The sequence below is a fragment of the Cupriavidus sp. 01T418 genome (assembly GCF_056398885.1).
In genome coordinates this window covers 1-25997 of the sequence record NZ_JBFTQG010000037.1, presented here as the reverse complement: position 1 = coordinate 25997, position 25997 = coordinate 1, and the positions used below count along the sequence as shown (strand labels likewise).

General features: G+C 65.9%; 21 protein-coding genes and 1 pseudogene. 10 read left to right on the top strand and 12 right to left on the bottom strand.

The window, feature by feature from the left end:
* Nucleotides 1–63 precede the first annotated feature (63 nt).
* The 3 genes from AC1DQ3_RS27005 to AC1DQ3_RS26995 all read right to left on the bottom strand — a co-directional run bounded on the left by AC1DQ3_RS27005 (nt 64) and on the right by AC1DQ3_RS26995 (nt 2860).
* On the bottom strand, nt 64–306 hold the full coding sequence (locus tag AC1DQ3_RS27005) for a hypothetical protein (protein WP_477123222.1): 243 nt from the start codon (nt 304–306) through the stop codon (nt 64–66).
* 200 nt (nt 307–506) lie between these two features.
* Entirely contained in the window at nt 507–1421 is a 915-nt protein-coding gene (locus tag AC1DQ3_RS27000; protein WP_477123221.1) for a glutaminase, read from the bottom strand.
* Between the two features lie 176 nt (nt 1422–1597).
* The gene (locus AC1DQ3_RS26995; protein WP_477123220.1) at nt 1598–2860 is read right to left on the bottom strand and encodes a M20/M25/M40 family metallo-hydrolase; all 1263 of its coding nucleotides are present in this window, start codon (nt 2858–2860) and stop codon (nt 1598–1600) included.
* A gap of 123 nt (nt 2861–2983) precedes the next feature.
* Between AC1DQ3_RS26995 and AC1DQ3_RS26990 the strand changes: the two genes are divergently transcribed.
* Nucleotides 2984–4099 (top strand): GlxA family transcriptional regulator, encoded by a 1116-nt coding sequence (locus tag AC1DQ3_RS26990; RefSeq protein ID WP_477123219.1) that lies wholly within the window; start codon nt 2984–2986, stop codon nt 4097–4099.
* An 87-nt stretch (nt 4100–4186) separates the two neighbouring features.
* Here AC1DQ3_RS26990 and AC1DQ3_RS26985 read toward each other — a convergent pair whose 3' ends face one another.
* Together AC1DQ3_RS26985 and AC1DQ3_RS26980 are read right to left on the bottom strand one after the other, a co-directional pair.
* Complete coding sequence (locus AC1DQ3_RS26985) at nt 4187–4918, bottom strand: BON domain-containing protein (RefSeq protein WP_477123218.1); 732 nt, start codon at nt 4916–4918, stop codon at nt 4187–4189.
* Between the two features lie 190 nt (nt 4919–5108).
* On the bottom strand, nt 5109–5534 hold the full coding sequence (locus AC1DQ3_RS26980; RefSeq protein WP_477123217.1) for an OsmC family protein: 426 nt from the start codon (nt 5532–5534) through the stop codon (nt 5109–5111).
* 411 nt (nt 5535–5945) lie between these two features.
* On the opposite strand from AC1DQ3_RS26980, the gene AC1DQ3_RS26975 reads away from it, so the two are divergent.
* From AC1DQ3_RS26975 to AC1DQ3_RS26945, 7 genes are all read left to right on the top strand, one after another.
* A complete protein-coding gene (locus AC1DQ3_RS26975) occupies nt 5946–7031 on the top strand; it encodes a calcium:cation antiporter (protein WP_477123216.1) in 1086 nt (361 codons plus the stop codon).
* A 188-nt stretch (nt 7032–7219) separates the two neighbouring features.
* Nucleotides 7220–7504, top strand: a complete 285-nt coding sequence (locus AC1DQ3_RS26970) for a type II toxin-antitoxin system ParD family antitoxin (RefSeq protein WP_477123215.1) — start codon at nt 7220–7222, stop codon at nt 7502–7504.
* Nucleotides 7504–7845: a type II toxin-antitoxin system RelE/ParE family toxin gene (locus tag AC1DQ3_RS26965; protein WP_477123214.1), complete on the top strand. Its 342-nt coding sequence runs from the start codon at nt 7504–7506 to the stop codon at nt 7843–7845. Before AC1DQ3_RS26970 ends, AC1DQ3_RS26965 begins: the two co-directional genes overlap by 1 nt.
* 42 nt (nt 7846–7887) lie before the next feature.
* Nucleotides 7888–8529, top strand: coding sequence for a uracil-DNA glycosylase family protein (locus AC1DQ3_RS26960; protein ID WP_477123213.1), 642 nt, complete (start codon nt 7888–7890; stop codon nt 8527–8529).
* 218 nt (nt 8530–8747) lie between these two features.
* A complete protein-coding gene (locus AC1DQ3_RS26955; RefSeq protein ID WP_477123212.1) occupies nt 8748–9038 on the top strand; it encodes a nucleotidyltransferase family protein in 291 nt (96 codons plus the stop codon).
* Nucleotides 9035–9445 (top strand): HepT-like ribonuclease domain-containing protein, encoded by a 411-nt coding sequence (locus AC1DQ3_RS26950; protein ID WP_477123211.1) that lies wholly within the window; start codon nt 9035–9037, stop codon nt 9443–9445. The genes AC1DQ3_RS26955 and AC1DQ3_RS26950 overlap by 4 nt, the downstream gene beginning before the upstream one ends.
* A gap of 208 nt (nt 9446–9653) precedes the next feature.
* Nucleotides 9654–11075 carry an ISL3 family transposase gene (locus AC1DQ3_RS26945; RefSeq protein ID WP_477123210.1) on the top strand — a complete coding sequence of 474 codons (1422 nt, stop codon included), beginning with the start codon at nt 9654–9656 and terminating at the stop codon, nt 11073–11075.
* 115 nt (nt 11076–11190) lie between these two features.
* On the opposite strand, the gene AC1DQ3_RS26940 is transcribed toward AC1DQ3_RS26945, so the two are convergent.
* The 3 genes from AC1DQ3_RS26940 to wrbA all read right to left on the bottom strand — a co-directional run bounded on the left by AC1DQ3_RS26940 (nt 11191) and on the right by wrbA (nt 21520).
* The gene (locus AC1DQ3_RS26940) at nt 11191–11676 is read right to left on the bottom strand and encodes a phasin family protein (protein ID WP_477123209.1); all 486 of its coding nucleotides are present in this window, start codon (nt 11674–11676) and stop codon (nt 11191–11193) included.
* Nucleotides 11677–11840: 164 nt separating this feature from the next.
* Nucleotides 11841–20393: a GH36-type glycosyl hydrolase domain-containing protein gene (locus AC1DQ3_RS26935; RefSeq protein WP_477123208.1), complete on the bottom strand. Its 8553-nt coding sequence runs from the start codon at nt 20391–20393 to the stop codon at nt 11841–11843.
* Nucleotides 20394–20899: 506 nt separating this feature from the next.
* On the bottom strand, nt 20900–21520 hold the full coding sequence (wrbA, locus tag AC1DQ3_RS26930) for an NAD(P)H:quinone oxidoreductase (RefSeq protein WP_477123207.1): 621 nt from the start codon (nt 21518–21520) through the stop codon (nt 20900–20902).
* Nucleotides 21521–21781: 261 nt separating this feature from the next.
* On the opposite strand from wrbA, the gene AC1DQ3_RS26925 reads away from it, so the two are divergent.
* On the top strand, nt 21782–22042 hold the full coding sequence (locus AC1DQ3_RS26925) for a UBP-type zinc finger domain-containing protein (protein WP_477123206.1): 261 nt from the start codon (nt 21782–21784) through the stop codon (nt 22040–22042).
* Between the two features lie 74 nt (nt 22043–22116).
* Nucleotides 22117–22638, top strand: coding sequence for a DsbA family protein (locus tag AC1DQ3_RS26920; protein ID WP_477123205.1), 522 nt, complete (start codon nt 22117–22119; stop codon nt 22636–22638).
* Between the two features lie 67 nt (nt 22639–22705).
* On the opposite strand, the gene AC1DQ3_RS26915 is transcribed toward AC1DQ3_RS26920, so the two are convergent.
* From AC1DQ3_RS26915 to AC1DQ3_RS26900, 4 genes and pseudogenes are all read right to left on the bottom strand, one after another.
* Complete coding sequence (locus tag AC1DQ3_RS26915) at nt 22706–23704, bottom strand: 2Fe-2S iron-sulfur cluster-binding protein (RefSeq protein WP_477123204.1); 999 nt, start codon at nt 23702–23704, stop codon at nt 22706–22708.
* A gap of 85 nt (nt 23705–23789) precedes the next feature.
* Nucleotides 23790–24269, bottom strand: coding sequence for a GlcG/HbpS family heme-binding protein (locus AC1DQ3_RS26910; protein ID WP_441618940.1), 480 nt, complete (start codon nt 24267–24269; stop codon nt 23790–23792).
* Between the two features lie 55 nt (nt 24270–24324).
* Nucleotides 24325–25785 (bottom strand): aldehyde dehydrogenase family protein, encoded by a 1461-nt coding sequence (locus AC1DQ3_RS26905; protein ID WP_477123203.1) that lies wholly within the window; start codon nt 25783–25785, stop codon nt 24325–24327.
* 64 nt (nt 25786–25849) lie between these two features.
* Nucleotides 25850–25997: pseudogene (locus AC1DQ3_RS26900) on the bottom strand (TenA family transcriptional regulator); the annotation flags it as partial.

Genomic DNA, 25997 nt, shown 5'->3' with positions numbered 1-25997 from the left:
AGGCGCGACGGACAAAAAACCGCCACCAGCATCCAACCGATGCTGCCAGCCTTCAGCCGCAACCTACGCCAGCCGCTTGGCCAACTCCACACCGTGGGCAAAGCCGGCCGTCTCAGCCGCCTCCGCCGTCGGAAACAGGTCCGTCACCTTCGACGACTCCAGCAAGGTCCCAGCGGCCCGGATATTGGTGCCGGGCCGGCAGACGCGGACCGTATATTCCCAGACGTTGGGCGTTCTCGGCCGTACCTGCACCTGTACCTCGTGTGTCTCAAAAACCCGCTTCTTCCATGCAAACTCTGTGGTCATCGCTGTCTCCGCTTCTTATTGGCGAATCGCAACGTCGCCAAGGGCACGCCATTCGTTGCATCGTGCCCGTCACAAGCGCGCCGGCGCCTGCGGGCTATCGTTGGAATCCTACCGTCATCCTAACAAAAGTTCGAACGCCTGCTCCATGCTCCAATCAGGCGCGGCGACTGCATTGGCGAAGCCGAGGCGCCGCCCGGGCCTCAGAAAATGGAATGCCCGCTTAGCGTGGTCAGCCACTCCAGTGCCTGCACGCCGGCCAGGGAGTTGCCGCTGTGGTCCAGACCCGGCGACCACACGCACACTGCCCAGCGCCCCGGCAGCACCGCCACGATGCCGCCGCCTACGCCACTCTTGGCTGGCAAACCCACCCGATACACAAAATCACCCGCGGCATCGTAGGTGCCGCAGGTCAGCATGAGGGCGGAGAGCCGCTTGGTGGGGCTGGCGCCGAGCACGCGCTCGCCGCTCCATGGCACCACGCCGCCGTGCGCCAGGAACAGCGCCGCGCGCGCCAGGTCCTCGCAGTTCATGGCAATGGCGCACTGGCGGCAATAGGCGTCGATGACTTTCTCGACCGGCATCTCAAGACGGTCGAAGTCCTTCATGAAATAAGCCATGGCGCGATTGCGGTCCGCGTGCTCGCGCTCGGACTGCGCCACCTTCGGGTCATAGTCGATCGCCGGGTTGCCGCAGAGCCGGCGCATGAACTGCACCAGCGCGGTCTCCGCCTGGACGAAGCGGCTGCACAGCACGTCCGTCACCACCAGCGCGCCGGCGTTGATGAAGGGGTTGCGTGGCTTGCCTTGCTCGTATTCCAGCTGCACCAGCGAGTTGAAGGCATTGCCCGACGGCTCGCGCCCTACCCGTTGCCACAGGTCCTCGCCCAGCAACTGGAACGCCAGCGTGCAGGCGAACAGCTTGGAAATGCTCTGGATGGAGAACGGCACCGCCGCATCGCCCACGCAATGGCTGCGGCCATCGGCAAATACCAGCGCCATGCCGAAATGCGTGGCGGACACCTTGCTCAGTTCGGGGATATAGTCGGCCACCCGCCCCTGGCCCAGCAGGGGCTCGATGTCGCGGTGGATGCGTTGGAGGATGTGTGCGTAGTCCATGCCGGATCGTGGAGGAAGCGTTGCGTTGCAGCCGGCGCATGCCGGTCGTGCCAGGTACGGCTGCAAGCGGGCTTGGCATATCGTACAGCGCGGCGCTCCCCGGCAGGCACGGGCGGGCTGCCGGCAGGACTTCCACCCTGCCGGCAAACCCGCCGCATCGTCCCGGCTGGACGGTATCAGCTGCGCCCGATCTCCTGCAGGATGCGCGTCAGCAAATAGAGCCGCGGCACGATCGAATCGGTCTCGATGTACTCGTCGCGCGCGTGATAGCCAAAGCCCGCCAGGCCAAAGCTCTCCACCACCACGGCCTTGCCGGAACGTCCGGCAAAGCCTGCATCGGTAGCGCCCCCGGTGCCTTCGGCAAGCGCCAGCTGGCGGCCGTCAAGTTCGGCGTAGATGGCTTGCGCGCGTTGCGCCAGTTCGCGGCCGCGCGCGTTGGCGACGAACGGCGGCCGGCCGGTCTCCATGGTCACCGTGGTCTGTGTGTCCGGTACCAGCTTGCCTGCGTCGGCCTTGTTCTGCAGCGCGGCCCGCAGCTTCTCCGGACCGTCCTTGACCGTCGTGCGCACGTCGCCGATGGCGGTGGCGCGCTCGGGGATCTGGTTGCGTACCTCGCCAGCCTGCGCGGTGGTCCAGTTGAGCTGGGTGCCCGGAACCGACTTGGCCATGTCGCGCGTCTGCTGCAACTGGTAAGCCAGCTCGATCAGCGCATTGCGGCCCAGCTCCGGCGCGGCGCCGGCATGCGCGGCACGCCCCTTGACCTCCAAGGTAGCGGTGGCGGTGCCGCTGGCGCCCATCAGCAAGGCCTCGGTCTTGACCACGGCCTTGGCGGCTGTCGGCTCGAACGAGAGCACCACGTCATGCTGGTCGGCCAGCCCGGCAATGGTCTCGCCGGAACCGATAGAGCCCACTTCTTCATCCGGGTTGAACAGCACGGTCAATTCGGCGTAATCCTGCCAGCCGGCAGCCTTGAGGATCCCCAGCGCGTGCAGGATCACTGCGATGCCGCCCTTGTCGTCGGCGATGCCGGGGCCATAGAGGCGGTTGCCGTCCTGCCTGATCGGCTGCATCGCCAGCGTATTGGGACCATAGACCGTGTCCATGTGGGCGATCAGCATGATGCGGCGCTTGCCCGCGCCGGTGAACGTACCCGTGACCATGGTGCCCGGGCCTTTGGTCACGGCGATGCGCTCGGTGCTGGCGCCGAGCGCCTTCAGGCGGCCCTCGGTATAGCTGGCCATCTGCGCCAGGCCCGCCGCGTTGGCGCTGCCGGATTCGATCGACACCATGTCCTTGAGCGACTGGATCAGCGCAGGCTCGGCCGCGCGGGCGGCGTCCAGCAGTTGCGCATCGGCGGCGTGGGCGCTGCCGGCGGCACCGAAGGCCAGCGTGAGCGCGGCGACAGCGGTCCGGGTAAGTCGGCGCAGGGATGGCTGCATGAAGTCTCCTGTTGCTTGCATCGTTATTGTGGTTGGGGCGGATGGTCCGCCGAGCGACGATGCTAGCGCTTGCGCGCGCGGCAAGGTAGGATCAATCCCGCCAATTGGAATGCCGATCCCGCCATGCCACACGCTTCCGCCGTTCCCGCGCTGCCCGCCAGCCCCTCCGCCGGCGCGGCAGGCCGCCTTGTGCCGCTGCATGTACGCCTGCTGTGGCTGCCGCAAGCCATGCCGGGCATGCTGTTTGGGGCGCTGGACGTGCTGCGCGCCGCGGCCGGGGTGGCCCGGCTGCAACGCCCGGATGCGGACCGCGACCTGAGCTGGAGCGTGATCGGCCCATCCGGCCGCGCGCTGGCCCTGCCCGCCCTGGGCCTGGAGCCCGCGCGGCGGCGCCGGCGCGCTACCGACGAGGGGAATGCGCTGGTGGTGATACCAGGCTTGCTCGCGCGCAACGCCCCGCATCTGGGCGAGATCGTGAGCGGCGCGAGCCAGGCGCTGCGTTTGCTGGAGCGGCACGCGCAGGCAGGCGGCTGGATCGCGGCCGGCGCAAGCGGCATTGTCTTCCCCGCCGAACTCGGCCTGCTGGACGGCGCGCGCATGGGCGCACCCTGGACCTTCCAGGGCTGGATGGCCAAACGTTATCCCCGCTGCGACTTCTCCGCCAGCGAGCCGATGAGCCTCCACCAGCGCGTGTTCGGTTGCGTGGCACCGGCGTTGCAAACGGAGTTCATGCTGCGCGTGCTGGGACACCTGCACGATCCGGACCTGGCGCAGGCTTGCTCACGCTTGCTGCTGTACCAGGCCGAGCGCCAGCAACTCACCCCGGAACTGGTGTCGCAACGCTGGCTCAGCAAGACCGCCGACAGCCCCGTCTACCGCGCCATGCGCTGGCTGCAGGCAAATATCGATGCGCCGTACCGGCTGGCGCTGGTGGCGCAGGCGGCCGCGACGAGCGAGCGCACCTTGCTGCGGCATTTCCGCCAGGTCAGCGGCATGACCCCGCTGGCGTATTTGCACGGCCTGCGCGTGGAGCGCGCCAAGACCTTGCTGGAGGTAACGCTGCACGGCTCGCAAGCCGTGGCGGAAGCCTGCGGCTATAGCGATGCGGCGGCATTCCGCAGGCTGTTCCAGCGGGCTATGGGGATGTCGATGTCGAACTACCGGGCGCGCTTTGCGCTGCGCTCGCAGCGGCGTTACTGGCGCGTGGAGGACATGCCGCGCGCCGCGGGCGGGGCCTGAGCGCAACGGGCACAAGTGGTCCGGTGGGGCCGCCTGGCTGGCAGCCCCACAGTCCCACAGTCCCGACTTCCGGATTCCGGAGTCGGATTAATTGCTCAGTACGATGCGATTGACCACATCCTCCACGCCATGCACGTACCAGGCATCCCGCTCGGCCTGGCGTTTCGCCGCTTCGGTGGCGGCGTAGCCTTCGAGCGTGACCACCCGGTTTTCCGTGCGCACCTGGATGCGGTCGGCATTGACGAACTGGTCGGTCTCCAGGACCAGCTTGAGCGCTTCCGTGATTTCGTCGTCGCGGTCGGCCTCCGCCGGGGCGACCACCAGCTCGTTGATCACGCAGCGGCAGCCACGCGACCACCAGGCCAGCACCCCGGCCAGGCGCATGTGCGACAGGCTGATGACGTGGCCGCGCAAGGTCACGACGCCGTCGACGACTTCGATCTCGATTTCGCCGCTGGGATCGCCAACGGCCTCGCGCACCGGTTCGATGCGGCCCTTGGCATGCGCGCAAATCCGGCAATTGCGGAAGTCGATCGCCTGCAACAGCCGCACGCAGACCGCGTTGCGCAACTCGCCGTCGCCAACTGCCGCGCCGCCGTCGGACACGCGCAGGTGATCGATGACCTCCGGGACACCGTCGACGCGGCGCACCGTGGCAGCGATGCGGCTCTTGTCGACAATATCCGGTACTTCGCCTTCGAGAATCAGCGCACCGTCGCTCAGGCGCAGGTGGATGGTGGGATGGAGGGGATGGTTGTGAAACGGCACGTGGGCGATTGCCGCCCTGGCTTGGGTCAGGACTGCTTCACTGCTATGCATGATGTCTGCCTTATCTTGGAAGGTCTGGATATAGGAGACGGCGTTCCGTCCAGCGAACGCCCGCGCGGTTTCGCACTGGTGCTTCGGCGCGAAACGGCGAATCTTCATTATAGGTAGCCATACTGGCTACGCCCGACCTGTTGCCAGGCCGGGCGTTTCGGAATGCCAGCCGGCCCCTGCGCGCAACGGCTCAGGTCTCCACCCTGGTGTCCATCGTGATCGCTGCATTGAGCACCTTCGAGACCGGGCAGCCCGCCTTGGCCGCCTGCAATGCATTTTCTACCGCCGCCTTGTCGGCTCCCGGGACGCGCACCGCCACGTCCAGGTGGACGGCTGTGATAGTGAAGCCCGCGCCATCCCTGTCCAGGGTGACGGCGGCCTTGGTCGCAATGCTCTCGGCCACCATATTGGCTTCGCCCAGCATCAGCGACAGCGCCATGGAGAAACACCCCGCATGGGCCGCCCCGATGAGTTCTTCGGGATTGGTGCCAGGGCCGCCCTCGAAGCGGGCCTTGAAGCCATAAGGCGCATCCTTCAGCACGCCGCTCTCGGCCGAGATGCTGCCCTGGCCGTCCTTGATGCCACCCTGCCATTTGGCCGATCCGTACTTTTGCATGCGAGTTCTCCACGAGCGAAAAAGGGATGTGGTGCAGCCTTCGCCGCACCGGGGAAATGGGACGGCAAGCGCCTGCCCGTATACTTCGGTATGACTCTGATGCGGCGCCGGACTGGCCGCCTGCGTTCAGTGCAAGAGGCACCAATTTCATGAATTAGCCACCAACCCCAGCAAAAAAACGTCCAATTCCCTTCAATTTATCGCAATTATCGGGAACCGAATCCACCTGCGACTGCCTTACTTGCGCGATGCAACACGGGCGGACCGGCGCCGGGCCAAGCTGAATCACAATAGGACGCAATCAGAAGAACGGCTAGCCGCCCCGCTTCGGGCTTTCTTTTTGCGGTTCATGTTGCACATGCCATATCCATCACAATTGACCTCAATCCAATCACAACAAAGGGAAAGCGGATGCCATTGACTTCCAACAAATTGCCTGCCTGGACCCTGTGGCTGCCGCTGGCAGCCTGGGCCATCCTGGGGGCGGGCATGGCAGCGCCTGGCCAGACGCTGCTGCTGGTGCTGGCCGGCCTGGCCCTGGCGGGCTCGGTATTCGCAGCCGTCCACCACGCCGAGGTGGTAGCGCATAAAGTGGGCGAGCCGTACGGCACGCTGGTGCTGGCCATTGCCGTGACCGTGATCGAGGTGGCGCTGATCGTCTCGGTGATGTTGTCCTCGGGTCCCGAGAAGGCCGGACTGGCGCGCGATACCGTGTTCGCCGCGGCCATGCTGGTATGCAACGGCATTGTGGGGATCTGTCTGCTGGTGGGCGGCCTGCGCCATCGCGAACAAGCGTTCCAGGCGCCCGGCGCCACCGCCGCGCTGGCCGTGCTGGCCGCCCTGGCGGTGCTCACCATGGTGCTGCCGAACTACACCAGCGCCGTCCCGGGGCCGATGCTGTCCGAGTCGCAGCTGGCTTTCGCGGGCATCGCGTCGCTGGTGCTCTACGGCAGTTTTGTGTTCGTGCAGACGGTGCGCCACCGGGACTACTTCCTGGTCGGCGGCACCTCGGACGAGAGCGTGCACGCCCCACCCCCGCCGGCGAAGATTGCCCTGGCCAGCAGCGGCATGCTGCTGGTGTGCCTGGTAGCGGTGGTCGGCCTGGCCAAGCTGCTCTCGCCCACGGTGGAAGCCGCGGTGGCCAGCGCCGGCGCCCCGCCGGCCGTGGTCGGCATCGTGATTGCCGCGCTGGTGCTGCTGCCGGAGGCCCTCGCCGCCTTGCGCGCCGCGCGCGCCGACCGGCTGCAGACCAGCATGAACCTGGCGCTGGGCTCCGCGCTGGCCAGCATCGGCCTGACCATCCCGACCGTGGCCCTGGTCTTTATCGTGGTCGGCAAGCCGCTCATGCTGGGCCTGGGCCCGACCGAAACGGTATTGCTCGCGCTGACCTTGCTGGTCAGCACGCTCACGTTGCACTCCGGCCGTACCACCATGCTGCAAGGCGTGGTGCACCTGGTGATCCTGGCGGCCTACCTGTTCCTGTCCGTCGTGCCTTGAGCGGACGGGGCGGCGACGCCGGGCGATCGGCTCCGTGGCGCTGGCCAGCAAGGTACGCAACAGGCGGGCCGCGCCATCCGGCATGGCCCGCCTGGGCTCCAGGCCCCTCCCGGACAACCGGGAAAGCGCACAAACCGCCACAACGTGGCTTCATTGTTTGCGTTTCATTGCTTTCGCGTCGTCATAGCTTGGCAAACTTTGCCAAACTGCCTACACTCGGCATCATGAGCACGATGACGATGAACATTTCTCTTCCGGACGCGTTGAAGCAGTACGTCGACGAACAGGTCGATGCTGCGGGTTACGGCTCCACCTCTGAATACATGCGCGACCTGATCCGGCAGGATCAGCAACGACGTGCCGCGGACAAGCTCGCCGCATTGATCGCTGACGGGCTTGCTTCCGGTCCTGCCGTTGTGGTTGATGCCGACTATCTCGCTCGCAAACGCAAGTTGATCAGATCTGCCGGCTGATGCGGGCATCGAAGCCTGTTCACATCCGCCCTGCCGCGGATGCCGATCTCGACAACGCCATTGCATATCTGCTCGTTCAGCGGCCGTCCAGCGCCGCAGAACTGCTGGATTGCTTCGAGAAAGCTGTCGAGCAACTTGGGCGCTTTCCGCAAAGCGGTTCGCCCCGCTTAGGACAATGGATTAATTTGCCAGCGTTGCGCTCAATGGTGTTGCGCGGCTTTCCTTTTTTGTTGTTCTATATCGAGCGGGACGACCATCTGGAGGTCGTGCGCCTGCTCCATGCTTCGCGTGACTTGCCCGCAATCCTGGCTGACGATCTGGCTCGGCCGGACGATGCATAGTCTGCTGGCCAGTATTCAACTTAATCCGCTCCTCGTCTCAGCGTGCACTCCCCCCTGCCCGTAGCCGTTTCCGTCGCGAGCGACCAAGGCAAGGCTGACCTCGACGCCCTGCTGGCCCGAGTCCGCGCCTGCCGCGCTTGCGAAGCGGACCTCCCTCTCGGCCCCCGCCCCGTGGTGCAAGCCGCCGCCCCAGCGCGCATCCTGATCGTTGGCCAGGCGCCTGGCACGCGCGTGCATGCCAGCGGCATCCCCTGGGACGATCCCAGCGGCGACCGGCTGCGTGAGTGGATGGGGATCGATAAGGCCGTGTTTTACGATCCGGCCCGCATCGCCATTATCCCGATGGGCCTGTGCTATCCGGGCCGCGGCGCCAGCGGCGACCTGCCGCCGCGCAAGGAGTGCGCACCGCTGTGGATGGACGCGCTGCTGGCGTGCCTGCCGGACATCGAGTTGACCTTGCTGGTCGGACAGTACGCGCAGCGGCGGTTTCTTGGTGCCGCCGCGCGTGGTGGCGTGACACCGACGGTAGCGGGCTTTGCCTCCCATGGACCGCGCTACCTGCCCTTGCCGCACCCGTCACCGCGCAACCAGGGGTGGTTCAAGCACAACGACTGGTTCGCCAGCGCGTTGCTGCCGGTACTGCGCCAGCGCGTTGCCGCCGTACTGTCGCATTACCGCAACTAGCCAGGGCTCTCGCGCCTCGCCCAGGCGTGCCTCGACCTTGGCAAGGGCGCGCACGGCCAAGCATGCCCAGCGGCCGGGCAAAAAAAGTATCCGGATTTGAGTGTGTGTTTCCGGCGTCTAAACCGGTAGGTGTCATCTTGGTGTAAAAGCGGATCTTGTTGTTGCCTTCCGCGTGCTGTTGATCTACCCTGAAACCGGATTTTGTTGTGGGAGAACACATGAAACCCTCTGAAGCCTTGGCCTCGAACCGTGCTGCGATCCGGCATGTGGTCGAGTCTCACCGCGCCCGGAATGCTCGGGTATTCGGCTCCGTGCTGCGAGGCCAGGACACAGACAGCAGCGACCTGGACATCCTCATTGACCCGACGCCGGAAACGACGCTGATGGACGTGGCCGCTATCCAAGTCGAACTGCAACGTCTTCTTGGTGTGTCGGTCGATGTGCTGACGCCCAGGGCTTTGCCCGACGCCCTCCGCAGCCGTGTTCTCTCTGAGGCCGTGCCGGTATGACCAAGGCGCTGCGCGTCCCGGACTACCTCGGGCACATCCTCAAAGCCATCGAGCGCATCGACCGCTACACGGCGGACATGGACGAGGTGGCGTTCCTGAACAGCGAATTGGTGCAGGACGCCGTGATCCGCAACATCGAGATCATCGGCGAGGCATCGAACAACATCCAGCGCGTGGACCCAGCGTTCGCCGCGCAGCACGACGACATTCCTTGGCTGGTCATGTATACGATGCGAAATCGCGTCTCGCATGGCTATGACAAGGTGGACTTGGAAATTCTCTGGAAAACTATTCAGGGCGATCTTCCCATCCTGCATGCACAGATTCAGAACGTGCAGGACAACTTCCTCGGCCGGAATCATGAACATCAATCGAATCTCACAACTGGTCGAAAAGCAGGGCTTTGAACTGATGTGTTGGATGACAGATATTCGAAAGGTATTTGGGCTGCCTGCCTGCCGGGCTTCTATCAATGCCAGGCGGTGAGAAATGCTTCAGCAGATGGCGACCTCGACATGATCCCCGCCACCGAATTTCTGCTCGAATCGAAATGGCTTCGCTCGCGCTGCCGAGCGACAACGCCAGCAGGATGGTGAGGTTACTTGGTGGCGTTCGATGCCCACCAATATCCTGAACCTCCCCGACTTCAAGGTGCAGCGGGTCGAGGAAGCGGAGTACGACTATCACGTCTACGCCGAAGTCTCGAACCCTCCCGGCGTCTGCACGGCCTGCGGCTCTGACCGTCTGATCGGCCACGGCCGCAACGAGCAAGTAGTCCGCGACCTGCCGACCCACGGCAAGCGGCTTGCGATCTATGTGGACACCCGCCGCTGGCGGTGCCAGTCCTGCGGTAAGACCTTCATGGAGACGCTGCCCGCCGTCAACGCCAAGCGCGAGATGACCGACCGGCTAGTGCGTTGGATCGGGCAGCAGAGCTTGAAGCGGACGTTCGCCAGCATCGCCGACGACACCGGACTGAACGAGAAGACCATCCGCAACATCTTCCACGACTACATCAACGAACTGGAAGACGAGTTCCGGTTCGAGACGCCGAAGTGGATGGGCATGGACGAAATCCACCTCATCAAGCCGCGCTGCGTCATCAGCAACATCCGCAACAACACCATCGTTGACATGCTCCCCAACCGGGACAAGAAAACCGTGGTGAACTACCTCTACAACCTGCAAGGGAAGTCAGAGGTGCAGTACGTGGCAATGGACATGTGGATGCCGTACCGTGATGCCGTCCAAGCCGTGCTGCCGGATGCCCGGATCGTCATCGACAAGTTCCACGTCGTCCGCATGGCGAACGACGCCGTGGAGAAGGTCAGGAAGAGCCTGCGCGAGCAACTGACACCGAAGCAGCGCCGGGGCCTGATGCACGACAGGTTCGTGCTACTCAAGCGCGAGCGCGATCTGAACGACAAGGATGCGCTGCTTCTCGACGGCTGGACGAAGAACTATCCCGAGCTGGGAGCCGCGTACAGGCTCAAGGAGGCGTTCTACGGCATCTATGAGGGGTCAGGCAGCCCGCAGGCCGCAATCGCGGCCTATGAAGCTTGGAGCACGGCTGTGGTGCCCGATGTGCGGGACGCCTTCCACGACCTGATTCGGGCCTTCACGAACTGGCAACCCTTCATTCTCAACTACTTCGAGCACCCGGTGACGAACGCCTACACCGAGAGCTGGAACAGCCTGATCCGCGTCATGAACCGGCTGGGGCGCGGCTACAGCTTCGAGGCGCTGCGAGCCAAGATTCTGTTCACGGAGGGAGCGCAAAAGCGAACGCTGTCACGGCCCAAATTCGAGCGCAGGCGTGAGCCAGATTTGGCGATGGCGGAAGAAGTGGCGGGCTACGGCGTACCGGATGATGTGATGGGCTACGGCCTGCCGCCTGGGTACTTCGGCAAGGCGGTTCTGATGCCAAGGAAGAGCACGCCGAGGGCCGAGCACCCACACGAATCGCCAGGGCCGCCGAAGAACTACGGGGCCGACATAAACACGTTGATCGCGCTACTGGAATCCGGGCGGCTGTGAGGCTTCAAACACAGCCAAATCCGGATACCCCAAAAAAACTGCGCCACGGGGGCGCAGGTTCTTTCAGCACTTGCCTTGTACCGCACTGCGGCCGGGGCGTGCCCGGCGCGCCGTCTTACTTGGCGGCCACTGCGGGCAGCGCGGCTACCATCGCGTCGCGCATGGGCTTGATGGCGGCTTCGAAGGCCGGGAACCAGGCCGAACCCGTGGACGTGCCGTTGGCTTTCGGCAGGATATTCTGGCCAAGCGACGCGAACGCTTCCTGCGTCTGTGCGGCGTAGGCGCTCATCTGGCGCTGGGCTTCCTGCGCGAACTCGGCGCCGGTAGCGGTGAGGATCTCATTCAGATGGCCGGCGTAGGCGCTCATGTTCTGGCCGAACTCATTTGCCAGTTCCGGCTTGAAGCCAGAGACGCCGGCAACGGGATGCTGGCTGGCTGCGCGCGCGAAATCGCTGCCGCTCGCAAGGCTTGCCTTGACCGTCTGCATGTTCAGTGCGCTGATTTTTTCCGCGCTACGTGCCAGGGGGCCGACCAGCGCCACGAACAGGTCCAGGTTGGCTTGCTGGAAACCGAAGAATTGAGCTTGGGAAGGATGTGCCATGAAATAACTCCTGAGGATGATTCAACGCTTTCGAAGATATTTCCGTGGGCGGCATCATCTTTTGCTGCATCGCAGCAATTCGACGCATCATAGCCTCATTGGCTCAGGAGTCAAGCGAATCGAGGAAAGACGCTTGCGGCCGCGCGATATGCCAAGCATGCGTCCTATTCCACCTCCACCTCGGGCCGGATGCATAACAGCAGTCTGTGCCTGCCGTCATCGAGCGGCACGCGTACCGAACCTTCGTCGCAGCGAACCGCCAGCCCGTCCAGGACGGCATGCTCGCCATCGGCACCAGGCGCGAGCGTCTGCACCCRGATATCGTAGTGGCAGGCACCCAGGCTGATGGTGGCCTCAAACCCCGGCCACGCCGCCGGGATACTCGGCTGCACAATCAGCCAGGCCGCCTCGCGGCGGATGCCCAGGATGCCCTCCACCCCTGCGCGATACATCCATCCGGCCGCGCCGGTGTACCAGGTCCACCCGCCGCGCCCGCTGTGGGGCGCGACGGAATAAACGTCGGCCGCGACCACATAGGGCTCGACCTTATAGCGCTCGACACCCGCAGCCGTGCTGGCGTGGTTGATCGGGTTGAGCATGGAAAACAGCTCGACGGCTTTTGCGCCGGCGCCGAGCCTGGCGAATGCGAGCACCGACCACATCGCGGCATGGCTGTACTGCCCGCCGTTCTCGCGCACGCCGGGCGGATAGGCCTCGATGTAGCCGGGATCGAGCGCCGCGCCATCGAAAGGCGGCGTAAACAGCAGCGCCAGCCCCTCGCCGCGGCGCACCAGATACTGCGCCATCGACGCCATCGCCGTCGCGGCGCGCGCGGGATCTCCCACGCCCGACAGCACGGCCCACGACTGGGCAATAGCGTCGATCCGGCAAGCCGGGCTTGACTTCGCGCCCAGCCAGTTGCCGTCATCGAAGGTGGCGCGGCGATACCAGTCGCCGTCCCAGCCATGGCGCTCCAGCGCCTCGCCGAGCGCCGCCGCGCGTGCGCGCCAGTGTGCGGCGCGAGCGGTATCGCGCGTAACGGCCAGCGGCGCGAAGAGCGCAAGGGTGCGCGCCAGCAACCAGCCAAGCCATACGCTTTCACCCTTGCCGCCGGCCCCGACCCGGTTCATGCCATCGTTCCAGTCCCCGCCGCCGATCAGCGGCAGCCCATGTTCCCCGGCCAGCGTCAGGCATCGCTCGATGCCCCGGGCGCAGTGCTCGAACAGCGTGGCCGATGCGTGCGCGGTCAGTGGCTGGAAGAAGGCGTCATGCTCATCGGCTCCCAGTACCGGCCCTTCGAGAAAAGGCACCTGCTCCTCCAGCACCGCCGCATCGCCTGAGCAGGTAATGTAGGTCGCCGTGGCAAACGCCAGCCAGACGCAATCGTCGGAAATCCGGGTTCGCACGCCCTGCCCGGTGTGCGGCAGCCACCAGTGCTGGACATCGCCCTCGGCAAACTGCCGCGCCGCTGCTCGCAGCAGATGCTGCCGCGTTGCCGCCGGCCTGGCAAAGGTGAGCGCCATGTTGTCCTGCAGCTGATCGCGAAAACCATAGGCGCCGCTTGCCTGATAGAAGGCCGCGCGCGCCCAGATGCGGCAGGCAAGGGTCTGATATAGCAGCCAGCCATTGAGCATGATGTCCATCGCACGATCCGGTGTCTTGACCTGGACCGCACCGAGCAGGGTATCCCAGTGCCCCGTCACGGCATCGAGCACCGCGTCGAGATCGGCGGCGCGATAGCGCAGCACCAGCGCCCTTGCCTCTTCAATCGAGCCGCACTCCCCGAGCAAGGCGACGACTTCGAGCGTCTCACCAGGAGCAAGCTCCACGAAGCACTGCATTGCCGCGCAAGGATCGAAGCCCGCGCCCACCGCACCGGACAAAGGCGTGCCGCCAAACAGCGCCGCGGGCGCCTCGGCGCTGCCATTGTGGCCAAGGAATTCGGTCCGGTCGGCGGTCCAGGCTGTCTGCCTGCCGCTGAGATCGGCAAAGGCGACACGGCCGGAGAAGGCGGTGCTCCAGGGATTGCGCGCCAGCAACGCGTTGGTGGCCTCGTCGAGCCCGGTCACGATAAACGGACCCGACGCGCCGCGGGCGGTACCAAGTACCCACTCCACGTAAGCGGTGACGGAAAGCCGGCGCCGTCCGGCGGACAGGTTGCTCAGGGTCAGGCGCGAGATCTTGACCGGGTCTTCGAGCGGCACGAACTGCAGCAGGTCAAGCGCAATGCCGTTGGCCTGGTGCGCAAAGCGGCTGTAGCCGTGGCCGTGGCGGGCCGTGTAGGTGCCGCCGTCGCGGATAGGCTGCGCGGTCGGACTCCAGACCTCCAGGCTGTCTTCGTCGCGGACGTAGATCGCCTCGCCGGCCGGATCCAGCACCGGGTCGTTGGACCATGGCGTCAACTGGTTCTCGCGGCTGTTCTCCGCCCAGGTGTAGCCGCTGCCCTGCGCCGAGGCATGGAAGCCAAAGCCGGGATTGGCGACGACATTGATCCACGGCGCGGGTGTCGAGCCTGTGCCGTCGAGCACGATCACATACTCGCGTCCGTCCTTGTCGAAACCGCCCAGGCCATTGAAGAATTCGAGGTCCGCCGTGGCCTGCGCCTGTGCTGGCGACGCACGCGAGGACTGGCGGCGGCGTGCCGGCACGGCGCCCGCCGGCCCCTGCGGCAGCCGGGCGAGCTGCTCGGCAATGGGCCCCCGGCGCGCGGCCAGCATGACGCGGGCGACTGACAGGAGCAAGGCACGCGCCTCCACGCCCATCAGGTCCGCGCGCAGCGCATAGACCGAGCCCTGGGACAGTTCGTCGCCAAAGCGTGGCCGCGACTGACTGCTGCGCACCGCCGTCTCGATGGCGATCTGCAGATCCTGGATGTAGGAAGAGGCGCGTTCATTGACGATGACCAGGTCGACGGCAAGCCGCTTCATGCGCCAGTATTCATGCGCGCGCAGCAGCTGGCGAACCTGGGCCATATCGTCGATCTCGTCGATACGCAGCAGCACGATCGGCAAGTCGCCGGAAATGGCGTGCGGCCAGAGCCCCGACTGCGGCCCGGCCCCTTGGGCAATTGCCTCCGAGGGAGTGCGAAAACGGCGATCAGCGTAGAGGATCGGCGCCGCCAGGCGCTGGAAATCCGCCGCTTCGTCGGCCTTGACCTCGAGATGGCGCAGCTGAACCTGGGCCTGCGTCCAGGCCAGGGTCTTGGCCCGCTCGAACGCGCTGCGGTCATGATGCTTGTCGATCAGGTCCAGCAACTCGGCGCGCGACGGCGCCACCAGCGTCCAGAAGGCAATCCGGGCGACGCCGCCCGGCGCGATCCGCACGCGCTGCCGGAGCGAAAAGATCGCGTCGAGCACCGTGCCGGTGGTGTCCGAGAGCGCACGGCCATGCCGGATGCCGTCCGCGATCCTGCCGGCGCGCCCCTGTTCGAGAAAGCGTGCCCGGTCGGTCTCGTACTGGAGATCGGCAACCACGTCGCCTTCGACGACCGTGAAATGCGCGGCCCAGATCCCTGTCTCCGTGGGTGAGCGCGGACGGCGCGTGGCAACGAGCGCACCGAACTCGGCCAGGTATTCGGTCTGGATAAACAGCTTGGAAAAGGCCGGATGCGCAACGTCCGCGGCCGGCATGGTCAAGACCAGCTCCGCATAGGAAGTCAACTCGATCTCGCGGACGCGGCGTCCGCTATTGGCCAGCGAGACACGCCGGACTTCCCCGTCGTCCTCTCCCGACACCAGGATGGAGAGCGTAGTGGTCAGGCTGCCATCCCGGCGGACGAACTCCGCGTGGTCTTCCGCGAAGGCCACTTCACCGCCCTGCTCGCCATCGTCCGCCTCCCCGCCGGCGAGCTGCGCCCCGGCCGGCCAGACGTGCCGGCTATGCGTGTCGCGCAGGAAGATAAAGCTGCCAGCGTCATCGCGGGTTGCGTCCTCACGCCAGCGCGTCACGGCAAGATCGCGCCAGCGGCTGTAGCCCGCGCCGGCCGCGGTCAGCATCACCGCGTAGCGCCCGTTCGACAGCAGATGCGTGACAGGCGCGCCAGCCGGTGCCCCCGATAGCCTGCGCACCGAGGAGTCCTCGTTGCCGGCTTCCACCGTGGAAGCCTTGACCTCTTCGGCGCGTGGATGCGCGATGGCGACATTGCGCGGCATGCGCTCCTGCAGCAGCAGCTCGGTGGCCTGGATCATCGGCTCGCGATGGAAGCGCTCGCGCATCTGCCCGCCGTGCAGCGTATTGGCGATGGCAACGATGGTCATGCCCTGGTGATGGGCCATGTAGCTGCGGATGATGGCGAACGCCTCGTCTTCAGGCAGCCGGGAGCGGGTGAAGTCCACGGCTTCGTAAAAGCCGTAGCGTCCTTGCGCCCCTATCTGCGCGAGGCGGGCGTAGTTCTGCTGCGCGCCCTGCGGATCCACCATGGTCGCGAGACCGGTCGCATACGGGGCAATCACGACATTCTCGGAAAGCCCACGTTTCAAGCCAAGGCCAGGCACGCCAAAGTTGGAGTACTGGTAAGTGAACTCCAGATCGCGGGCGTTGTATGCCGATTCGGACACGCCCCATGGCACGCCCAGCGAGCGGCCGTAGGCCTGCTGGCGTTCCACCACCAGCCGGTTGGTCTGCTCGAGCAGGCTGCCTGCCGGCGCGCGCATGACCAGCGACGGCATCAGGTACTCGAACATGGACCCGGACCACGAAATCAGCGCCGATCCGTTGCCAAGCGGGGTCGCCGTACGGCCAAGGCGGAACCAGTGGCGCGTGGAGACATCGCCCTTGGCGATGGCAAACAGGCTGGCAAGCCGCGCCTCCGACGCGAGCAGGTCATAGCAACTGCCGTCGAGACGGTTGTCGTCCTGCGAATAGCCGATCGACAGCAGCTTGCGCTCCTGGTCGATGAGAAATGCGAAGTCCATCCCCAGCGCCATCTCGCGCGCCGACTCGGCCAGCGCGTTGAGGCGCATGCAGAGCCAGTCCGGCGATTCGATCCCCCGCACCCGGTCTTGTTCATGTTCGGCCACGGTCTTGCGCAGGGCCTCCACCCAGAACGCCAGGTCCCCGTGACTGTCATCGCCCGTCGCGGGCAGGATGTCGCGGGCGATTGCGGCGGCTTTTTCGGTCAGCCGCTTGAGCGCGGGCATCAGCATCGCCATGGCCTGCGTGCCGTCGAGCTGGGTTTCAATCTGTTCGAGCAGTTCACCGAGCTTGCCGGCGCGTTCGCTGCCCGCAATGGCCAGGCCGGCAATGGCCTCGCGCGCCAGCCTGACGGTGTCCATCATGCCCAGCCGGAAATCCGTCGCCACCGCGGCATCGGTCCATTCTTCGCAGGCGTTGGCCAGCGCAATCAGGTGGCCAGCCAGATTGCCGCTGTCGACCGAGGAGACATAGGCAGGCGTCAGCGCGCGCAGATCCTGCGTTCCATACCAGTTATAGAAGTGGCCATGGGAGCGCGGCAACTTGCGCATGGCGGCGAATGCCGCTTCCAGCCGCTCGACCGTCGCCGCGGTTCCGCTCCAGCCAAAGTCGCGCGCCGCAATCGCGGAGAGCAGGTACAGGCCGATATTGGTGGGCGAGGTCCGGTGCGCGATCACCGGTCTTGGTTGCTCCTGGAAATTGTCGGGCGGCAGCATATTGTCCGCCGGCGTCACCATGGTCTCGAAGTAGCGCCAGGTGCGGCGCGCGGTCAGGCGCAGCTCGCGCGTATCCGCGTCGGACACCGACAGCCGCCTTGCCACCTTCGGGGCCCGGCTTGACCACAGCGCCAGCGCGGGCGCCGCCAGCCAGAACAGTCCAAGGGGCACCGCAAGCGGCCAGGAAGCAGGCGCGAAGGCAAGCGTGACGGCAATCGTCGCCAGCGCCAGCGCTACTCCGCCCGCCATCTGCCGGTAAGAGCCGGCCAGGTCGAGCCGGGGACTGGTCATCGACTGGGCGGCCGTGGTCCATTCCAGCAGTTGGCGACGCGTAAAGCACAGCCGCACCGCCGTCCTCGCGATGGCATCGGCCATCCGCCAGGCCACGTCAGGCAGGAACGCAAGCGTCAGCAGGACCTGCGTAGCGGCGCCGCGCAGGTCGCCGGCCAGCATCCCGAGGTGATTGCGCAGCCTGATGCCCGCGCGATGGGGAATCACGGAAAACAAACCGGGAAAGAAAACGGGAATGACCATGGCCGCAAGCATGAGCAGCGTGCCGCGCAAGGCGGCGCTCGGCGGCAGCAGCCAGCACGCGGCAAAGCCCAGCAGCAGCGAAGGCGCCAGCAGGGAGCGCCGCAGGTTGTCCAGCATCTTCCAGCGGCCCAGCATCGGCACGGCCGCGCTGCCCGTGCGCCCCAGGAAAATCCAGTCGAGCAGCTGCCAGTCGCCGCGCGTCCAGCGATGCTGGCGCTTGGCCGCAACGTCATAACGCGAAGGGAAATCCTCGATGACCTCGATGTCCGAGGCCAGGCCGGCGCGTGCGAACGTACCCTCGAAGAGATCATGGCTGAGCACCGCATTCTCCGGAACGCGGCCGCGCAGCGCGGCCTCGAAGGCGTCGACGTCATAGATGCCCTTGCCGGTGTACGAACCTTCTCCAAAGATGTCCTGATAGACGTCCGAAGCGGCAGCCGCATAGGGATCGATACCGCCAGGCGCCGAGAATATGCGCTGGTATAGCGAACCTTCGCTGCCAACCGGCAGCGAAGGCGTGACGCGCGGCTGCAGGATGGCGTAGCCGCCTGTGACCCGCTGCAGCGTTTCATCGAACCGTGGCCGGTTCAGCGGATGGGCCATCTTGCCGATCAGCCGGAGCGCAGCGTCACGCGGCAAGCGCGTGTCGGCGTCGAGGGTGATCACGTAGCGTACGTCGGGCGGTACCTGCGGCGACTGGCCGTCAACGGAAACAAAGCTGGTGTCCGTGGCGCCGCGCAGCAGCCGGTTGAGTTCATGGAGCTTGCCGCGCTTGCGCTCCCAGCCCATCCACACGCCTTCGCCTGTATTGAAGACGCGGTGCCGATGCAGCAGCAGGAAGCGGCAGCCGGCGGGGCCTGGCCCATAGCGGCGATTCAGCTCGCCGATGGCCTCCGCGGCCACGGCCAGCAGCGGCGCATCGCCCGGCATGACCTCGTCACCCGCATCGGTGCCATCGGTCAGCAGCGCAAAGGTCAGGTCGCCACCGGCGCCAGCGAGGTGATGCACTTCGAGCCGCTCGATCTGCTCGCGCAGGCTGGCTTCGCCGGATAGCAGCGTGGGGACGGCGACCAGCGTGCGCAGCGACCGCGGCACGCCTTCGGTCAACTCAAGACCAGGCAGGATGGAGGCGCCAAAGGCCCAGGCGATGCCGCGATTGACCAGCACCGTGGCCACCTCGCTGGCCGGCACGAAGCCGAACAGGCCGAGCAGCGCAAGCCAGCCGCCCGGGAACGCCGGGATCGCAGCAGCGGCGAGCAACCAGAGTGAACTGGCGAGCAAACCGATGGTGACAAGCAGGATGGCGCCCGCATAACCGCCGATGCCAAGCGCGATATGGATGCGGCTGAACCGCAACCGTGCCGGGGGACGAAAACCGATCAACGCCTCAAATGCGCGCCGCCCTTGCGCGATCAGGTGATATCCCGGATCCCCGATGCGCTCCGCCTGAGCCGCATCGGCGATGCCGGCAGACTCGGCGCGCGCGGTGGCCAGCGCGAGATCGGCGATCTCGAGTTCCGAAGCCGGCGATCCCCTGGCAAGCTGCTCGATGGYGCTGCGATAGAGATTGCGGGTAGGGAAATCCATCGCGGCATAACCGCTGCCCGCGCGCAGCCGCTCGTCGACCAGGCTCACGCTCTCGAACAGCTCGGCCCAGTCGATATCGGAAATCAGGCGCATGCTGGTAATGACATTGCGCACGGTGACGTTCGATGCGCCCTGGCGCTGCTGGGCGTGCCGCACCACGTCGTCGATCGATGCGCCTTGCAGGCCGAGCCGCTCTTCCAGCCAGCCAAGCGTTGGCGTGGTCCGTGGATCCTGGTCCCTGAGACGCTTCGCCAGCTGCGCGGCAAACAGCTCCGACAAAGGCGCCACCGCGCGCGAGGCGATATCCGTATCGAGCGCCGAGCGGGCGCAACCCGACTTGAGGAGCTGCTTCGAAAGGCCGTCCGCATCCGCGCGCGCGCTGCGTCCGGCGGTAATCTGGTCCGCCAGCCGCCGCAGGTTCTCGATCAGCACGATACGCAGCGTGATGGCCACCGCCCACAACTCGCCGATGGTCAGGGGCTGCACACGCTGGTAGGCGGCGATGAACCGACGCAGGATGTCCGGGTCGATATGGCTGTCGGTATGCGCGACGAAGGCCCAGGCAAGGCCGAACACGCGTGGATAGCCAGCGAAGGGGCCCTCGGCAAGCTTGGGCAATTGGCGATAGTAGCCAGGCGGCAGGTCATCGCGGATCTCGCGGATCTGCGCTTCCACCAGGTGATAGTTGTCGAGCAGCCATTCGGCAGCGGGCACCACGGCCCTGCCGCTCTCCAGTTCCGCCGCGCTCGCCTGGTAGGCCGCAAGCAGGACCTCGGCATTGTCATTGAGCCGGCTGCGCAGGGGCCGCACGCGCGGTGGCCTGGCCGTGACCGGCTGGGCCGCGGCAAGGCTTTGCGCATGCTGCTCCAGCCGCTCGATGCCGAACAATTCCTCCCGCACGGGTGCCGTATCGTGCCATGGCGATGGCGTGGGGGAATACTCGAACGTACGGCCTAGAACGGAATACATGCGCGCCTTGGTTGCCAACGTGGGATCCGGGGACGGGATCGCCCCCTTTAAAAACGGCTGGCCGGCAAGCTTGACGCTTGCCGGCCATCACGCGATCGGACATTGGCACCGTCAGGCCACCGGGTTGAAGCAAGCGGGAATTGAGCGTCCGGAAACTACCCGGGATGAAATCGGAAGGTCGTACGCAACCACGCAGGCACGACGGATTCGCTGCGGCAAGAGAAGCGCTGAGAGCGTGACTGGCATGACAGCCGCCGACGGCCCAGGGGGCGCGGGAGCGGCAACATGCTGCGAGGAAGCACTGAATCCGGCGCAAGGCCACATGCGAAAAATAGTATGGCGCGACTGACGACCCGGTCCAGACACAGCCGGGCGCGCGCATTCGCCGCGCCGCTGTGCCTTCATCTTCGCATACTCTTGCCCTGTTGCCCGCCTTATATTTCCGTTGGGGGCGTTTCCCGAAGCCAGGCGCTCGAGCCAAACGCCTCCAATGTGACCGATAGCCGCTAGCGCGCTACCAGCTTCGCCGCGATGCCCGCTACGTGCCGCCCCTGGTAACGGGCAATCGCCAGCTCGTTCTCGCTGGGCTGGCGCGAGCCATCGGCGGCGGTCAGGGTGGACGCCCCGTAAGGCGTACCGCCGGTGATCTGGCTCATGTCCAGCAGGCGCGCCTCGGCATACGGAACGCCGACAATCACCATGCCCTGGTGCAGCAGCGTGGTGTGAAAGCTGGTGATGGTGGTTTCCTGTCCGCCATGCTGGGACGCGGTGCTGGTAAAGACACTCCCGACCTTGCCCACCAGCCCGCCGCTCATCCACAGCCCGCCGGTCTGGTCGAGAAAATTACGCATCTGCGCGCACATATTGCCAAAGCGCGTGGGTGTGCCGAACAGGATGGCATCGGCATCCGCCAGCTTTTCCGGCACGGCCATCGGCACATGGGCAAAGGCCGCGCGGGCAGCCTTTGCGCCACTTTTCTCGAGCACGGCGTCGGGCACCAGTTCCGGTACTTGCAGCAGCGCCACCTCGGCGCCGCCGACTTCGCGCGCGCCCGCCGCTACGGCTTCGGCCATCTTGTATACGTGTCCGTACATGCTGTAGAAGACCACCTGAATCTTGCAAGTCATGACAAGGCTCCTGTAGGAAAGGCGCAAGCGCCCGAAGGCGCTCGCAGGGAAACAAGCCGGCTCCGATCGTCGCCGGCACGGAGCGCGCCCGCATGGAGGCACCCCATCCGATTCAGTCTAGGCGAAGCCAGCGCGCGCGATGGCAACCGCCCTTCCCTTCGCATTCGCGCCGCCTACAATGAAAGACCCTGGCCTGTCCGCGTGCCGCAGGGCACAGGTCTGCCGGGACTGCCGGGACTGCATCAAGGAGGGAGATTCGCGATGACAACGGCGTGTCCGCATCTTGCGCTGAGCCACTCTGTCACACCGAGCGCGATGGGCTGCGAGGAATGCCTGCGCACTGGCGACGAGTGGGTGCATTTGCGCCTGTGCCTGTGCTGCGGCCATGTCGGCTGCTGCGACGACTCTCCCAACAAGCATGCCGCCCGGCATTTCCTCGCCACCGCGCATCCGGTGATACAGTCGTTCGAGCCGGGCGAATCCTGGCGATGGTGCTATATCGACAAGCTGTTCTTCCCTTGAAGCGTCCAGCGGACGCGAGGCAACGCCGCCCAGGCGGCAAAGACCCGATACGCCAATCCCGCAAGGAGGATGTCATGCTGTCGACTCCCGTTGGCCACACCGATCATGTCCTGGGGCGCCAAGGCGCCCGTGTCACCGTGGTCGAGTATGGCGACTTCGAATGCCAGTACTGCCACCTGGCCTATGGCGGCGTGAAGATCCTGCTCAGCCGTTACCACGACCGCGTGCGCTTTGTGTATCGCCATTTCCCGCTGACCGCCTGGCACCCGCTGGCCGAGGGTGCCGCCGAGGCAGCCGAGGCGGCCGGGGCCCAGCACAAGTTCTGGCCGATGTACCAGCAAATGTTCGAGCAGCATCACGGGCTCAAGCCGGCGGCATTGCGGCAGTACGCCGCCGCGCTGGAACTGGACATGGAGCGCTACGACTACGACATGAAGGCCCACACCTACCTGCAGCGCGTGCGCGAACACCAGCAGAGCGGCCTCGCCAGCCATGTGCGCGGCACGCCGGGATTCTTCGTCAATGGCGTGATACAGGACGTGACCTTCGGCATGGAGCATCTCGACCAAGCCATCGAGACCGCGCTGCGGGCCTGAGCGGCCGACCAACGTTCAACGGGTGTCGCCGCATGCGCAGCGCTGCAGACGTGCCGCGCGCCTCGCGTCAACTGCGTTGGAAGGTGAAGCTGTCGGCGTAGATATGCGCGCCGCTGGCACCGAGCCCGAGGAAGGTCTCGCGCGCATCGCGGATCATGTCGGGCGAGCCGCACAGGTAGATCGCGTGCTCGGACAAGTCCGACAGGTCGGCGGCGACGGCGTGCTGCACATGGCCGCGCCGGCCGCTCCACGCGTCATCGGCGCGCGACAGCACCGGCACGTACTGGAAATCGTAGAGACGCGCGCCCCATTGCTGGATCTCCTCATGCATGTACAGGTCGGCGGCAGTTCGCATGCCCCAGTACAGCGTAACCGGCGGGCAATCCGGATCGTCCATCAGGGATTCGAGGATGCTCTTGATCGGCGCCAGGCCGGTGCCGGTGGCCACCATGACGAGCGGACGATAGTCGTCCTTGCGGAAGTAGAAACCGCCTAGCGGCAGCTCCACGTCGAGCCGGTCGTCGGAGCGCAGGTCCGCGAGCAGGCGCTCGGTAAAGTAGCCGCCCGGGATGCGGCGCACGTGCAGGTCGACAGTGCGGTCCCTGGGCGCCGACGCCATCGAGAAGCTGCGCGCGATGCCGTCGCCGGTGAAGATCTTCAGGTACTGGCCCGGGCGGTAGTCGAGCGTTTCCGCCTGCGGCAAATCGAGCGTCAGGTGCACCACGTCGGCACTAAGCGGCGCGATGTGTCGGATCACGGCAGTGTGCCGCGCGGGCTCGGCGCATGGCTCGCCCGGCCGCGCGGTGCTGATCACCAGGTCGCTGGCGGGCCGCGCCTGGCACGCCAGCGCGAAGCCCTCGGCCTCGTCTTCCGGGGTCAGGCCCATGGGGTACTCGTCATAGGCCACCGTGCCTTCCACCAGCCTGACGCGGCACGTGGCGCAGCCGCCAAAGCGGCAATCGTGCGCCATCGGCACATTGGCGCGCAGGGCGCCATCCAGCACCGATTCGTCGGCACCGACTTCAAACGACTGCTGGGACTCGATGAGATGGATGCGGTAAGACATGGCTGACTCGGAATACGTGAAGAACGGGGGCTGTCAAGCACCGGCCCACGGCATGGCACCGCGGGCCGGTCCTGGCGCTGATTGCTTACTTCTTGATATCGGCTTCGACCAGCACCTTCAGGTCGTCGCCGGCCAGCAGTTCCTGCAGGGCCTGCAGCGCGGCCACGCCGCAGGCGGTGTCCTGCTCGCCGTTGCCGCCGCTCAGGCCGATGCCGCCGATCACTTCGCCGTTCACCACGATCGGGAAGCCGCCCACGAACACGGCGAACTTGCCTTCGAAGCTCCACTGGATGCCAAAGGCTTCATTGCCCGGCAGCGCGGGGCCGTTGGGCGCCTGGTTGAACAGGTGGGTCGAGCGCTTGTGGCCGGCAGCCGTGAAGGCCTTGTTCCAGGCGATCTGCGGGCCGGTGATGCGCGCGCCGTCCATGCGCTCCAGCGCCAGCGGGTAGCCGCCGTCGTCGACCACGCAGATCGATTCCAGCACGCCGATTTCCTCGGACTTGCGGATGGCTGCCGCCACCATGTGACGGGCTTCCTTCAGTTCCAGCTTGATGGCTTTTCTCATGTCCTGCTCCTGCTTGATGCGTTAGTGCCTATTGACTGGACTGGTCCACACGGGCTCAGCAGCCGCGGTAGACCGTCTTGATCTGCGTGTAGAACTCCAGCCCTGCCCGGCCCGACTCGCGGAACGTGGAGGTGCTGGATTGCTTGAGCCCGCCGAACGGCGCGTTGATCAGGTTGCCGGTGGTGGTGCGATTGATCTTGACCGTGCCCGACTGGATGTCGTTGGCGAAGTCATGCGCATAGCGCGGGTTGCTGGTCACGATGGCGGCCGACAAGCCGTATTCGGTGTCGTTGGCCTTGGCGATGGCGTCGGCATAGCTGCTGACCTCGATGATGGCGATCACCGGCCCGAAGATTTCCTCGCGGGCAATGCGCATCTGCTGCGTGACGTCGGTGAAGATCGCCGGCGAGACATAGAAGCCCGTCTCGTATTGCTCGCCGCCCAGGCGCTCTCCGCCGCAAAGGTGCGTGGCCTCCGCCTTGCCCGTCTCCACGTACCCGAGCACGGTTTCCAGCTGCTTGCGCGTGGCGAGCGGGCCGACGTCCATGCCGGGCGTCATGCCGCTGCCGATCTTCAGCGTCTTCACCTTGGCGAGGAGCTTCTCCGTGAAGGCTGCCTTGACCGATGCCATCACCAGCACGCGGCTGGTGCCCGTGCAAGCCTGGCCGCTCAGCGACAGTCCACCCTTGATGGTGAGATCCACCGCGCGGTCCAGGTCGGCGTCTTCCATCACGATCAGCGGGTTCTTGCCGCCGAGTTCCATCTGCGTGCGCGTGCTCAGCGACACCGAGCGATGGATGTGCTGGCCCGCGGCGGTGGAACCGGTAAAGGAAATCGCGCGCACGGCCGGCGCTTCGGTGATCGCCGCGCCCACGTCGCCGGCACGGCCGGTGATGAAGTTGAGCACGCCCTTGGGAATGCCGGCTTCCACAAACGCCTGCGCCAGCCGGTAGCCGCTCAGCGGCGCATCCGACGAAGGCTTGAACACCACCGTGTTGCCGGCGATCAGCGCCGGGGCGATCTTGCGCGCCGGAATCGATACCGGGAAGTTCCACGGCGAGATCACCGTCACCACGCCCAGCGGCTCGCGCTGGCTGTAGACGATCATGTCGGGATCGTCCTGAGGATAGGTCTCGCCGGAGAACGACTGCCCTTCCACGGCATAGAAACGGATGGTCTGCGCTGAGCGCAGGACCTCGTCCTTGCTCAGGTTGAGCGCCTTGCCCTCCTCGCGCGTGAGTTCCTCGGCGATCTGGTCGGCATTCGCTTCCAGGTAATCGGCGGCGCCGTTGAGGATCCTGGCGCGCCTGGTGACCGGGGTCTTCTTCCACGCATCGAACGCGGCGGCTGCGGCGGCCACGGCGGCCTGCGCGTCTTGCGCCGTCGAGGCCTGGAAACGGCCCACGATGTCGGCGGTATCCGCCGGGTTGACGTTGTCGAAGATGCGCCCGCTGGCGCTCTTCGACCACTCGCCATTGATGTAGTTGTTGAATTCGTCTGTCTTTGCCACTGCCATGATGTCCAGGCCTCTATCCGGTCGGGCCCCGGGCGGGGCCRTCAATGCCAATGCGGTGCCGCCCTCAGGCGGCCATGTCCAGTTCGGGCAGGGGAATTTCCTGCGCGACGTAGTCGTGGTAGAGCGCGGTGGTGTAGAGCAGGCGCATCTGGGCGCCGATTTCGCAGATCTTCAGGCAGCGCTGCTGCAGCTCGACGGTGTTGGCGTGCTCC